Annotated in this window: 12 protein-coding genes; 8 read left to right on the forward strand and 4 right to left on the reverse strand. The window is 73.9% G+C overall.

The window, feature by feature from the left end; genetic code table 11:
* Positions 1 to 133 precede the first annotated feature (133 nt).
* The 3 genes from ACYVPE_RS26615 (at position 134) to ACYVPE_RS26625 (ending at position 3,422) form a co-directional block, all read left to right on the forward strand.
* Positions 134 to 1,429, forward strand: a complete 1,296-nt coding sequence (locus ACYVPE_RS26615) for a glycoside hydrolase family 6 protein (RefSeq protein ID WP_461036253.1) — start codon at positions 134 to 136, stop codon at positions 1,427 to 1,429.
* A gap of 139 nt (positions 1,430 to 1,568) precedes the next feature.
* Positions 1,569 to 3,116, forward strand: a complete 1,548-nt coding sequence (locus ACYVPE_RS26620; RefSeq protein WP_461036254.1) for a hypothetical protein — start codon at positions 1,569 to 1,571, stop codon at positions 3,114 to 3,116.
* Between the two features lie 84 nt (positions 3,117 to 3,200).
* Positions 3,201 to 3,422 carry a hypothetical protein gene (locus ACYVPE_RS26625; protein ID WP_461036255.1) on the forward strand — a complete coding sequence of 74 codons (222 nt, stop codon included), beginning with the start codon at positions 3,201 to 3,203 and terminating at the stop codon, positions 3,420 to 3,422.
* Between the two features lie 137 nt (positions 3,423 to 3,559).
* Here ACYVPE_RS26625 and ACYVPE_RS26630 read toward each other — a convergent pair whose 3' ends face one another.
* Positions 3,560 to 5,572: a tetratricopeptide repeat protein gene (locus ACYVPE_RS26630; protein WP_461036256.1), complete on the reverse strand. Its 2,013-nt coding sequence runs from the start codon at positions 5,570 to 5,572 to the stop codon at positions 3,560 to 3,562.
* A 526-nt stretch (positions 5,573 to 6,098) separates the two neighbouring features.
* On the reverse strand, positions 6,099 to 6,932 hold the full coding sequence (locus ACYVPE_RS26635) for an NmrA family NAD(P)-binding protein (RefSeq protein WP_461036257.1): 834 nt from the start codon (positions 6,930 to 6,932) through the stop codon (positions 6,099 to 6,101).
* Positions 6,933 to 7,015: 83 nt separating this feature from the next.
* On the opposite strand from ACYVPE_RS26635, the gene ACYVPE_RS26640 reads away from it, so the two are divergent.
* Positions 7,016 to 7,585: a TetR/AcrR family transcriptional regulator gene (locus ACYVPE_RS26640; RefSeq protein ID WP_461036258.1), complete on the forward strand. Its 570-nt coding sequence runs from the start codon at positions 7,016 to 7,018 to the stop codon at positions 7,583 to 7,585.
* A 77-nt stretch (positions 7,586 to 7,662) separates the two neighbouring features.
* Positions 7,663 to 8,226 (forward strand): hypothetical protein, encoded by a 564-nt coding sequence (locus tag ACYVPE_RS26645; RefSeq protein ID WP_461036259.1) that lies wholly within the window; start codon positions 7,663 to 7,665, stop codon positions 8,224 to 8,226.
* Here ACYVPE_RS26645 and ACYVPE_RS26650 read toward each other — a convergent pair.
* Complete coding sequence (locus tag ACYVPE_RS26650; protein WP_461036260.1) at positions 8,223 to 9,119, reverse strand: LysR family transcriptional regulator; 897 nt, start codon at positions 9,117 to 9,119, stop codon at positions 8,223 to 8,225. The genes ACYVPE_RS26645 and ACYVPE_RS26650 overlap by 4 nt on opposite strands.
* Before the next feature lie 83 nt (positions 9,120 to 9,202).
* Here ACYVPE_RS26650 and ACYVPE_RS26655 point away from each other — a divergent pair, with 83 nt between their 5' ends.
* Together ACYVPE_RS26655 and ACYVPE_RS26660 are read left to right on the forward strand one after the other, a co-directional pair.
* Positions 9,203 to 10,141 carry a DMT family transporter gene (locus ACYVPE_RS26655; protein WP_461036261.1) on the forward strand — a complete coding sequence of 313 codons (939 nt, stop codon included), beginning with the start codon at positions 9,203 to 9,205 and terminating at the stop codon, positions 10,139 to 10,141.
* The gene (locus ACYVPE_RS26660; protein ID WP_461036262.1) at positions 10,099 to 10,611 is read left to right on the forward strand and encodes a YbaK/EbsC family protein; all 513 of its coding nucleotides are present in this window, start codon (positions 10,099 to 10,101) and stop codon (positions 10,609 to 10,611) included. The genes ACYVPE_RS26655 and ACYVPE_RS26660 overlap by 43 nt, the downstream gene beginning before the upstream one ends.
* On the opposite strand, the gene ACYVPE_RS26665 is transcribed toward ACYVPE_RS26660, so the two are convergent.
* A complete protein-coding gene (locus ACYVPE_RS26665; RefSeq protein ID WP_461036263.1) occupies positions 10,593 to 11,216 on the reverse strand; it encodes a TetR/AcrR family transcriptional regulator in 624 nt (207 codons plus the stop codon). The genes ACYVPE_RS26660 and ACYVPE_RS26665 overlap by 19 nt on opposite strands.
* A gap of 80 nt (positions 11,217 to 11,296) precedes the next feature.
* On the opposite strand from ACYVPE_RS26665, the gene ACYVPE_RS26670 reads away from it, so the two are divergent.
* On the forward strand, positions 11,297 to 12,331 hold the full coding sequence (locus ACYVPE_RS26670; protein ID WP_461036264.1) for an aldo/keto reductase: 1,035 nt from the start codon (positions 11,297 to 11,299) through the stop codon (positions 12,329 to 12,331).
* Positions 12,332 to 12,557: the final 226 nt, after the last annotated feature.

A 12,557-nucleotide genomic window follows, 5' to 3' on the forward strand; every position in this document is an offset into this window, starting at 1 on the left:
TGACCTTACAACGTCAGGCGGTGCCTGACAATGCGCGTCGTGCGACTCCGCTGGGCGTACGGGAGGCGATGCGCTAGCTTCGATGGTCGGGAGCGCTCCATGCCTGACCGCGTCGAGCCGAGAGCTGCCGAACATGACGAATTCCGCTGGCGGTCACCGCCGCTGGTCGCTGGTCGCCGCCGCGTTGACGGTGACGTTGGTCGGAACGCCGGCGCAGGCCGAGCCGCGCGTGGACAACCCGTACCTGGGCGCGGACGTGTACGTGAATCCCGCCTGGTCGCGGCTGGCCGCCGAGGAGCCGGGCGGGGCGGCGGTCGCGGGGGAGCCGACCGCCGTGTGGTTGGACGAGGTCGCGGACGTCGGCGGGCTGCCCGACCACCTCGACGCGGCGCTCGCGCAGGGCGCCGACGTCGTCCAACTCGTCCTCCACGACCTGCCGGGCCGCGACTGCCATCTGATGGGCGCCGACGGCGAGTTCGGGTACGGGGAACTCGACCGCTACCGGAGCGAGTTCGTCGACCCGATCGTCGACGTCCTGGCGGAGCCGGCCTACGCCGGACTCCGCGTCGTCACCGTCGTCGAGCCGCACGCCATCGCGGCCCTCGCCACGTACACCGGCAGCAGCCCGGTGGCGACGCCGGAGTGCGACACGATGCGGGCCAACGGCGGTTACGTGAACGGCATCGGCTACGCGCTCGCCCGGCTCGGCGAACTCCCGGGCACCTACAGCTACCTGGACATCGCCCACCCGGGCTGGCTCGGCTGGTCGTACGACGCGGCGCCGGCCGTCGAGCTGCTGTACGCCGCGGCCACCGCCGCCGGCTCGACCCCCGACGACGTGCGCGGCCTCATCGCCAACACCGCCGACTACGCCGTCCTGCGCGAGCCGTACTTCGCCGTCACCGACACGATCAACGGCGCGCCGGTACGGCAGAGCCGCTGGGTGGACTGGCGGGACTTCGTCGACGTCGAGTCGTACGCGGCGACGTTCCGCGACCTGCTGGTGCGACGCGGACTCCCCGCCGACATCGGCCTGTTGGTCGACACCTCACGCAACGGCTGGGGCGGGCCGGCCAGGCCCGCCGGGCCCGGGCCGCGCACCTCCGTCGACGCGTTCGTGGACGGCGGCCGGCTCGACCGCCGGAGTCGGCCCGACAACTGGTGCAACCAGGCAGGCGCCGGCCTGGGAGAACGCCCGACGGCCGCCCCCGCGCCCGGCGTCGACGCCTATGTCTGGGCCAAGCCGCCCGGCGAGTCCGACGGCTACGCGGGGCCGAGCACCAACCCCGTGGAGCGGATGTGCGATCCCGACGCCTGGCCGGGCCGCCAACCCTCCGGCGCCCTCCCGGGCGCGCCGGCGGAGGGCGAGTGGTTCTCGGCCCACTTCCGCCAACTCCTCACCAACGCCTGGCCGCCGCTGACTCATTGATCGTGCGGTCCCCGGCGGAGCACGTCGAGTACGCGCCATTCCCGACTCCCCGGCGTCGTGGAGCGACACCGGGGAGTCGGGGGAGAGCGACGAGACGTGCCACTCCATCGAGTGGCCAGCCGAGGTCAGGTATTCCGACATGGCATCCTCCGTGCTACCGACGTGCGACTTCCCCCGCACGGCAGTCGTCGGAAGGATCGTGATGGAGATCGACGGCATACCCGTTGAGGACCTCGTCCAGTCCTGGCACGAGATCCAGGCCGAGTACGACATGGCCCGCGACGGCGAGTACGACCAGTCCGTCCTCGACTGTGTCACCCGCCTCACCGCCGACCCCGGCGCCGAGACCGCCTACGTGTGGGCGCTCGCACTGGCGACGATGGCCCCCTATCTGACCCGGCCCGGCGTGAAGGTCAAACAGCGGACCGCGGAGGCGCTCCAGGGCGTCGACGCCGCACTGCGCGACCGGCCCTGCGGCCACGACGCCCACCCGTACCAGACCCATGACGGCGCGGCCGCCGACGAGGAACTTCTCGACCTGCTTCCGCGGCTCGTCGACGAGAGCGCCGAGTGGGAGGAGTGGGGCGAGAAGCACCCGCGCGAGGCGTGGCGCTGCCCGCGCAACGTCGCCGGGTACGCGCGGATCGCCCTGGACATCGTGTATCCGGGGCAGATTCCCGATGTCCCGGCCCGGTTGTCGCTCGAGGACCGCGAGGACATCCAAACGCTGGAGGCGCTGCTCGAGCTGTACCCCAAGCCGTGGACGGACGTCGAGAGCGAGATCTCCGCACAGGGCACGAACCTCTACCTCGCGGAGCCCGAGGACCGTCCCGGGCGCCTCCAGGTCGTCCGGGCCGTCAGCTGGCACGCCTTCTCCGGCGTGATCCGGCGGAAGTCCGTGCTCGACTCGCTGATCAGGGGGGTGGAGAAGGTGCTGCCGGACTTCGCCGGGGCGACCTGCGAGCACGACGAGCACCCGCCCCTGAGCGACCTCAGCACGTCGGCCATGGAGGTCGGCATCGTCCTCAGCAGTCCCGCCGGCCGGGCCGTGTACGAACGGGAACGCGACTACTACGGGGACGGCCTCCCCCTTGACCAGATCGTGTGCCCGGCCTTCATGGCGGACGTCGCGCGGGAGACGCTGACCGAGCTCCGCGCCGGACGTGACTCCCTCTTCGGCCCTCGCGACACCTCCCACCTCGACGCCGAGTACCTGTGCGCGGACGGGCGGTTGGAGATCGGGAAGATCACGGAGCGGCTCGAGCGGGCTCACTGGAACGAGGCGTACGCCGACGAGTTGGGGCTGTGGGCCGCCCGCCGGTACGAGCAGGGGCGGCAACTCGACGACAGGGAGCGGACGGTGCTGCTGCTCACCGCCCGACAGACCATGAAGATCTCGTACCCGAGCCCGCCCCTCGCCGTCGCCGAGGGCATCCTCACGGTCATGCGCGCGGTCGCTGCCGCCCCCCGTCCCGAGGCGTGCGCCCACGCCGATGCCCACCCGGCACTGGGCGGCGAGGTCCTCCGCAAGGCCCTCGCGCACTTCTACGCCCCCGACGACCACCCGGCGGCCGAGGAGGGCCCAAGCGCGGAGGCGTGGACGTGCCCCCGGTTGGCCGCCGAGGTCGCGGAGGAGTGCGTCGAGAGGCTGGAGGACCTGTACGGGGACGACGAGGACGAGTGGTAGGGGCGGAGCCGCGGCACGTCGACGTCTCGGCGGCCCGCGCCGTGACCACGTCAGGCAAGGGCGGCCGTCCTGGCCGCCCGCCCGGTGCACGCCTTCGACGTCCTCGGGGACCCCGTCCGCCGCCGGATCCTGGAGCGCGAACACGCCGCCGTCGTCGACCCCGAGTTCTGGGAGCGCTACGGCCCAGGCGCCAGCGGCGTCGGCTGGGACGGCGGGCTGCTCGGCCTCGCCGAGCACCCGTGGGGCGCCGACCTCGACCGACGGCGTGGGAGGCCAGCCCGCAGGGCCAGCGGTTCAACACGCTGAGCAGCGAGGCGTGGGGCGCCGGCCACGCCGCCACCGGCGCCGACCCGGAGCAGGTGGCCGCGGCCACCGAGGCCACCACCGAGTTCTACGCGCCCTCGGGCGACGCGCCTCGGTGACGGCCTCAGCCCCTCAGCCCCTCAGTGCGGGTGCGAAACCTGTGCCAGCAGCGCCCTGATCTCCCTCAGCGTCATCCCGGCGCTTCCGTCCTGGTCCCGGTCGGCGATTTTCTCGAAGTGCTTTTCGGCCGTCTCCAGATCGCCCCTGCGGCGGGCGAGGACGCCGGCGTAGCGGTTGCCGCGCAGGTGGCCCGGATATTCCTCCAGGATCTTCGCCACGATGTCGGTCGCCTCCTCGTCCCGCTCCAACTCAACGAGCAGCTCGGCCAGTTCGGGCCGCGGGTCGAGCTTGCTGAAGCTGTACCGTTCCCGCTCGAACTCCGGGTACCGCTCGGCGGCGCGCTGCAGCCACGTCAGGGCCTCCTCCTCGCGCCGAAGGCCACGCAGCGCGCGTCCCAGGTAGTACGACGCGTCGACGATGCCGTCCTCCCAGGCCATCAGCAGCCACCGCTCGGCCTCGGCGTGGCGCCCGTACCTGACCATGCTCATTCCCGCGAGGTAGGCGGGTTGGGCCAGGCCGGACTCCGCCGCCCGCACGTACCAGCGCTCCGCGAACCGCGGGTCGCCGCCGCGTTCCTCGGAGATCCAGCCCACATGCCACGCGGCCCGGCCGTGCCCCAGCAGCGCCGCCCGGTGGTACCAGAGGCCGGCCGACCGTTTGTCCCCCGCGGCGGAGTGGATCTCGGCGATGTCGTACGCCGCTTCGGCGTCCCCCTCCGCCACGGCGGGCTCGTAGAGCGGGAGCACGTGCGTGCCCTTGGCGCCGCTGAGTTGGCGCAGCATGCGGCCGAGGTCCCGGAGGGCGCGCGGGGTGCCGGCCCGGCGATACCACTCGGCGGCCTCCGGCAGCCGGCACAGCCGGCCGAGCGCGTCGGCGTAGGCGAACATCTCGTCGGGGCCAGCGCCGTCCGCCTCGGCGGCGGCGCGCAGCTCGGGCAGACGGGCACGGCGTTCGGCGTTCGCCGGGCTCTCGGGCTTGTCCCGAAGCTCAGCGACATCCTCGAGGGCGTCGACGATCAGCTCCTGGACGGTGTCGAGCGGGTCGTAGTTCTCCTCGTCCACCCCGGTACCGCGCAGCCACTCCTCCGCCTCGTCGAGCCGGCGCTGACGCGTGCACAGCACGCCGAGCCGGAGGCGGGCGAGGTCGTGGCCGCCGTTCTCGTCCGCGGTCCGGAACCACCGCTCGGCCTCCTGCGGTTCGCCGCGCTCCTCCCACCAGGCCCCCAGCGCGAACGCGGCGCCGGAGTACCCCAGTTCGTGGGCGCGCTCGGCGAGGGCCCGCGCCTCGGGCCATCGGCTCGCGTCCCGCTCCACGAGGATGGCCTGCTCCACGAGCGCCTTCGCACTGCCCAGCGCGGCGGCCCGGGCGTACAGCTCCTCCGCCTCTCGGACCGTGCCGGGATAGGCGTCGAACATGCCCTTGAACTCGGGGTCGCGCAGGTCGCTCAACGCGTCGTAGGCGGCCTCGGGATCGCCCGCTCGCTCGGCTTCCGCGAGTGCCTCCCGCCATCGTGCCAGGTCGTCCTGGATGCGCTCGACGATGTGACGGGCCTGGAAGGCCTTCCGATCCCCTCGCTCGCACGCCTCGCCGAGCCGCGTCAGCGCCTCGTCCCACGCACCCTGCGCGGCGAGCCTCACGGCCCCGTTGGTGAGGCACTCCACGCTGCCCAACTCGGCGCCCCGCGCGTACCACTCCCGGGCCCCGGCCTCATCCCCCGCCTCCTTCAACAGGGTGGCAAGCCCGAAGGCGCACCCCCCGTCCCGGTCGGCGGCCGTGCGGTACCACCGCTCGGCCTCCTCGAACTCCCATCTGTCCTTGTGGACGATGGCCAGCGTGCGAGCGGCCTTGGCATCCCCCTCCGCAACCGCCGCCTTCTCCCACCAGGGCAACGCCTCCTCCAGCTGCCCCCTCTCGGTGAGGAGTTGGGCATACTCCCGGGCCGCGCCGGGCCGACCGGTCTCGGCGGCGGCCAACTCGCCATCGTCCGGCCGGACGTTGGACTTCCGTGCTTCGGTTGACGATTGCTCACGCATCCGCCGATCGTGCCAGAGGGCCGGCGACGCGTCCTCGGTAGGCCCTCTGCTCCGGTAGGCCACCACCACCTTCCGGGTGCCCACTCGTCGCCTTTCGGGGGCGCATACGTGGAGCGCGCGAGCGCGGCACGGAGACAGGGACGATACGGGGACCCTGGCCTGGTACCGGGCCAGGGGCTTCGCCGAGAGCGACCACTACCTCCACAGGAACGCCAGCGCGCACACCGACCCGAAGGGACCGGAACGCGCCAGCCGAACGCCGGCCCGCCCTCCGACCGGTCGCCCTCTTCCTGCACACCGAGTCGCGTCACGAACGGGCGATGCGGGCAGGCCGGGCACGGACTCGGGTGGCCACCCGGCTATCGGATCGGTGGTGGGCGGTGCCTGGTTGGGCACGTCTTCTCCTACCTCATCACGGCTGCCAGCCCTACTGCTAGCACCTCGTTGCCGGCACCGTGTTCTCGTCGATGACGATCAACTGACGTGCTCCAGCGGGCGGGAGACACCTGATGCTCTCGTGGCGCGGTCAGCGCCTCGCGGCCAGGAACTCGTCGAAGGTGCGCGGCGGGCGCCCGGTCAGGTCGTGGACGGCCGTCGTCACCTCGGAGAGGTTGCCGGCGGCCAGGTCGGCGTAGAGCCATAGCAGGTCGTCGACGAACCAGCCGGGGAGGCCCTGTTCGCGCAGTCGGGCGGCGGCCTCCGCCGGTGGCTGGTCGTGGAAGGGGACGCCCAGCTTCGCGGCGATCTCGGCGTGGGTGAGCGCCTCGGGGCCGGTGAGGTCGTAGGCCAGGCCCGCGCCGCTCCCGGGGCCGGTGAGCAGCGCGGCGGCGCACGCGGCGATGTCGTACGCGTCGATGTACGCCACCCGGCCCGAACCGTAGGGGCCGGAGACCGCTTCGGCGGCGGCGAAGCCGCCCTCGCCGGTGAAGAAGTTCTGCATGTAGCCGGTCGGCCGGAGCAGCGAGTGCGGGACGCCGGAGGAGCGCAGGTGCCGCTCGATCTCCCAGTGCGCGCGGACCGAGAGCTTCGCCTCGGGCGCCGGCCGCCAGGCGGACACCTTCACCAGGTGCGAGACCCCGGCGGCGCCGGCCGCGTCGATCGCGGCGGTCTGCTGCCGCACCATCGGTTGCGGCCCGGCCACCGGGAGCGCGCCGCCGCTGTTCAGCAGGAGCCGGTCCACCCCGTCGAGGGCGGCCGCGACGCCGGCCGGTTCGTCGAGGTCGCCGACGACGAACTCGCAGCCCAGCGCCCGGCCCTTGGCCTCGTCCCGCACCAGTGCCCGGAACGGCGCGCCCGCGGCCGTCAGCATCCGGACGAGGTGGCGGCCGATCGTGCCGGTGGCGCCCGTGACGAGAATCATCCGTTCCTCCGCGTAACCTGAGGTGGCCTCGAATTACTCCAGCGGGGCGAACCTAGCACGACAACCCGAGGGGGCCTCACGTTATGTCGGACCCAACGCGCCGCCGGCGGGCGGACGCGCGGCGCAACCGCGAGCGCCTGCTCGCCGAGGCGGAGGAGGTCTTCAGGGAGCAGGGCACCGAGGCCTCGTTGGAGCGGATCGCCCGCCGGGCCGGCGTCGCCATCGGCACGCTCTACGCCCATTTCCCCAACCGCCGCGCCCTGTTGGGCGCGCTGCTGCGCGATCGGCACGAGGGCCTGTTCGCCCTCGGCGACGAGCTCAGGACCGCGACCGCCGTCCCGCCCTTCGAGGCGCTCGCCCGCTGGATGCGCGCCGTCGCCGAACACGGCGCCGTCTACGACGGGCTCGCGCGGGAACTCCTCGGCAGCCTTGACGACCACGGCTCCGAACTCCACGCCGCCTGCGAGCGGTTGTCCGCCGGCGGCCGGGCCCTCACCGAACGGGCGGTCGCCGCCGGGGCGATCCGGGCCGACGCGACGGCGGACGACGTCTTCGCGCTCGTCAGCGCCGCGGCGTGGCTGCGGGCGCGGACCCCGGACGAGGCGCGGGCCGAGCACCTGCTCGGCGTGGTCTTCGACGGGCTGCGGCCGTAGCGGCCGTGGCGGCCGCCGCAGCCGTGCGGCACGCGAATTCGTTGGCGCTTCCGCGCGGAGCCGGCGATGGTGGGCGGATGGACGTCACCACCTCGGACGGCAGGGCCTGGCGCATCGGAACCGACTCGGAGACCGCGTGGATCGCGGACGGCACGTCGGTCGGCCTGACCATCGCCTCCGCGATCCCGCCGGTCTTCGACGCGTACGCCACGATCGTCGTGCCGGAGGACGACGACGTGGCCTGGGAGGCGCTGGACCGGGCGCTGGTGTCGGTCCTGCGCGGTGAGTCGCCGAACCAGCCCTGGTGGCTGGGATACCTCGACAACGGCGCCGACGACATCGTCTTCCCCGAGGCTTCCCAGGTGACCCTGTACGCCGAATGGCGCTACGTGCTGGTCGAGGCGGGTCCTGAGCAGGCGTTCAGCTGGCGCCGGCTGACCTGGCGTCAACGTCGCAGTCTGCCTGACCTGTTGTTTCCGACCGACCGCGGCTGGCTGGTGTCGCGGTTGTTCGACGACGACTGGATCTGCGTCGGCGGGCCCGCCGGACTGGTGCACGAGCTTCTTCGCCACCCCGACCTCACGGCACGCCGAGTGGAACTCGGCGAGGACGCGACTCCTCCAGGTCACGTCGCCAGCTAGCCGCGGATGCTCTTTGCCGCGCGGTGCAGCTCCGCGAGGACCGTGCGGACGGCGCGGCGGGCCGTCCGCTCCGGGCGGTGCAGGGCATCGATGTGGCGGTGCGCGTGGACGTCGGCGAGCGGGCGGAGGGCGAGGGCCGGGTGCGGGCGGGTGGTCCAGCGCGGCATCAGCGCCAGGCCGCCGCCGGCGGCCACCGCCTCGGCGACGACGGCGAACTCGTTGATCCGGTGGGCGATATGGAGCCGGCGGCCGGCCGCGGCGGCGATCGCGTCGATGGTGGCCATCAGCGGGAAGCCGTCGTGGACGGTGATCCACGGCTCGTCGACGACGTCCCGCGGGTGGAGCGCCGCCCGGGCGGCGAGCGGGTGGTCGGCCGGGAGCGCGACGTCCAGCGGCTCGCGCAGCAGCGTCGTCGCCGTGACGGTGCGCGGCCAGGGCGGGGCGGGGTCGAGGCGGTGGGCGAGCACGAGGTCGTGGTCGCGGGTGAGGCGGGGGAACTGGCTGCGGGCCACGTCCTCGTCGGAGAGCGCGAGTCGGGGCCGGCCGGGGCCGGCGAGGCCGCGCAGCAGGAGCGGGAAGAACGCGGCGGCCGCGCTGTGGAAGGCGGCGACCGACACGGTGCCGTCCGGCCGCTCCACGAAGTCGTCGACCGAGTGCCTGGCCCGGGCCAGGGCGGTCTCCACCTCGATCGCCGACGCCGCGAGCGCCCGCCCCGCCTCGGTCAACACGACGCGCCGGCCCGCGCGTTCGGTGAGGGGCACCGGGATCGAGCGTTGCAGCAGCCGCAGTTGCTGGGAGATCGCCGAGGGCGTGACGAGCAGGGCCTCGGCGACGGCGCTGACGCTGCCGAGTTCGCCGAGCTCCCGGAGAATCCGCAGCTGACGGGCGTCCATGCGTCGACAGTGTAGGGAAACTACAGGGTCGTTTGAGACGTTGGTGCTGGGCTACAGCGTCCGGGATACGGCAGCGTGGTGCCGTGCTCGATGCCCGCCGCACCGACGTGGTGCTGTTGCTGGTGGCGATCGTCTGGGGTTCAAGCTACCTCGCGGCGAAGACGGCCACCGTCGTACTGCCGGTCCTGCTGGTGCTGTTCGCCCGGTACGCGCTCTCCGCGCTCGCCTGCGGGGCGCTGCTGGTCTTCTCGGGCCGCCCGAACGGCGAGGAACTGCGGATCGGGGCGCTGCTCGGCGTCACCCAGGCGGCGATCCTGGTGTTGGAGACGTACGGCGTCGCGCACACCAGCGCCGCCAACGCCGGCCTGATCATCAGCCTGACGATCGTGCTGACGCCGCTGCTCGACCGCGGGGGCGGGGTCGGGCGGCTGCCGCCGGCGTTCTTCGTCGCCGCCGGGGTCTGCGTGCTGGCGGTCGCGCTGCTGATGTCCGGCGACGGGTGGCGGGAGCCGCGCGGCGGCGACCTGTTGATGCTGGCGGCCGCGGTGGTGCGGGCGGGGCATGTGGCGCTCGTCGGGCGGCTGACCGTGAACCGCGCGGTGCGTCCCCTGCAACTGACCGCCGTGCAGACCGCGGTGGGCACGGCGCTGTTCCTGGCGCCGGCGGCGGCCAACGCCCGGGAGCTGGCGGCGAGTAGCGCCACGACCTGGGCGCAGCTGGCGTATCTGGCGCTGTTCTGCAGCGTGTTCGCCTTCCTGGCGCAGACGTGGGCGGTGCAGCGGACGTCGGCGAGCCGGGCCAGCCTGCTGCTCGGCACCGAGCCGATCTGGGCCGTCGTGGTCGGGATCGGCCTCGGCGACGAGCGGTTCACCGTGCCGGCGGCGGTCGGCGCGGCGCTGCTGGTAGCCGGCACCTACTGGGGGCAGGCGGTCGAGCGCGCCCACCGAACGACCGAGAAGATCCCGACGAAGGATGCGAGATGTCCGAGGCTGAACGAGAACACGACACCTACGGGCGTCTGATCGACCTGCTCGACTCCACGGCGACGCCCTACCGGCTCATCGACCACGAGCCGGAGGGCGCGACCGAGGCGGTGAGCGCGCTGCGCGGGCATCCGACGGCGGACGCCGCGAAGTGCATCGTGCTGCGGGTGAAGGTGGACCGCCGCACCACCCGCAACGTGCTCGCCGTCGTGCCGGGGGACCGGCGGGTCGACCTGGCCGCCGTCCGGGTGCTGTTCGCGGCCCGCTACGTCGGGTTCAGCGACGCGGCGACGGCCGAGCGGCTGGCGCGCGCCGTGCCAGGCACGGTGCTGCCGTTCAGCTTCGACCCGGACCTCGAACTCGTCGCCGACCCGGACGTCGTCGCGCGCCCCGAGCTCTACTTCAACGCGGCGCGGCTCGACCGCTCGCTCGTCATCTCGGGCGCGGACTACGCGGCGCTGGCCAAGCCGCGCGTCGAGCGCGTCGCGGATCAGGCCGTCACCCCGTAGACGCCGGCGGCCGCCGCGGCCGCCGCGGCCTCGGCGGCGCGGTCGGCGGCGGCCTCGTCGAGCGGGTCGCCGCTGGCGAGCAGCCGGTAGTAGAGGGGCGCCGAGACGGCGCGGATCACCTCGTGCGGGTCGGTGCCGGGCGCCAACTCGCCGCGCTCGACGGCCTGTTCCACGCAGGGCGCCCACTCGGCGATCCGGGTCGCGTAGAAGCGGCGCAGCGCCTCGGCGGTGGCGGCGTCGCTGGTCGCGGCGGCGATGACGGCCCTGAACAGGGCGCCCTGCCGCGGGTCGGTGAGGGTGCGCTGGACGAGACGCGCGTTGGCCCGCAGGTCGCCGAGGAGCGAGCCGGTGTCGGCGCGCGGCAGGGACTCCTCCGCCATCTCGGTCAGCAGATCGGCGACCAGCCCGGTCGGCGTGGCCCAGCGGCGGTAGACGGTGGTGCGGCCGACGCCGGCGCGGCGCGCGACGTCGGCCAGGTCGAGGCCGCCGAACCCGAGCTCGGCGAGCGCGTCGCCGGCCGCCCTGAGCACCGCCGACCGCACCCGCGCGGTGCGCCCGCCGGGTCGGGTCGTGCCGTGACCGGCGTAATGGGATTCCTGTTCCATTAGGCGCTCTCCTTCTGGTAGCCTCCGAGGCGCAAGCTTAAGGGAACAACGATCCCGTTAGGGGTCGGGAGGTGGACGATATGGAGTACCGACGGCTCGGGGCCTCCGGGCTGAGCGTCCCCGCGCTGAGCTTCGGCGCGGGCACGTTCGGCGGCCGCGGCCCGCTCTTCGGCAACTGGGGCACCAGCGACGCCGCCGAGGCCCGCCGCCTCGTCGACCTCTGCCTGGACGCGGGCGTCACGCTCTTCGACACGGCCGACGTCTACTCCGACGGCGCGTCGGAAGAGGTGCTCGGCGCCGCGCTCGCGGGGCGCCGCGACCGGGCGCTGATCTCCACCAAGACCGGCCTGCCGACCGGGGAAGGACCGGGCGACGCCGGCACGTCCCGCGCCCGGCTCGTCGCCGCCGTCGACGGCGCGCTGCGCCGGCTCGGCACCGACCACATCGACCTCTTCCAACTCCACGCCTTCGACGCCGCCACGCCCGTCGAGGAGGTCCTCGCCACCCTGGACGACCTGGTGCGGGCCGGGAAGCTGCGGTACGTCGGCGTCTCCAACTTCTCCGGCTGGCAGCTGATGAAGTCGCTGGCCGCCGCCGACCGGCACGGCCGGCCGCGGTACGTCGCGCACCAGGTCTACTACTCGCTCGTCGGCCGCGACTACGAGTGGGAACTGATGCCGCTCGGCGCCGACCAGGGCGTCGGCGCGCTCGTCTGGAGCCCGCTCGGCTGGGGCCGGCTCACCGGCCGAATCCGCCGCGGCCAACCCCTGCCGGCCGGCAGCCGGTTGCACGCCACGGCGGCGTACGGGCCGCCGGTGCCGGACGAGTTGCTCTACCGGGTGGTCGACGCGCTCGACGAGATCGCCGCCGAGACCGGCAGGACCGTCCCCCAGATCGCCATCAACTGGCTGCTGCGCCGGCCGACGGTCTCCTCCGTCATCGTCGGCGCGCGGACGGAGGAGCAACTGCGGGACAACCTCGGGGCGGTGGGGTGGTCGCTCACCGGGGAGCAGGTCGCGCGGCTCGACGCGGCGAGCGTGGGGGAGGCGGCGTACCCGTACTTTCCGTACCGGAGGCAGGAGGGCTTCGCGCGCCTCAGCCCGCCGGCGGTGTGACGCCGGGGTGCGCGCCGGTGGTTCTGGCCCACCCTCCCGCCCTTCTCCGCGCTCCGCGCTCCGCGCTCCGCGCTCCGCGCTCCGCGCGGTTGCGGCCGGGCCTGGCGGCCCCGGGCCCGCCTGCCGGCGGTGGGGCCCCGCCGCTGCGCGCGGGGTTCCCCACCCACCCACCCACCCTTTTCCGCGCTTCGCGCGGTGGGGCCTGCGGCCGGCGTGCCGACCCGGC

Source organism: Streptomyces mayteni, assembly GCF_054783955.1.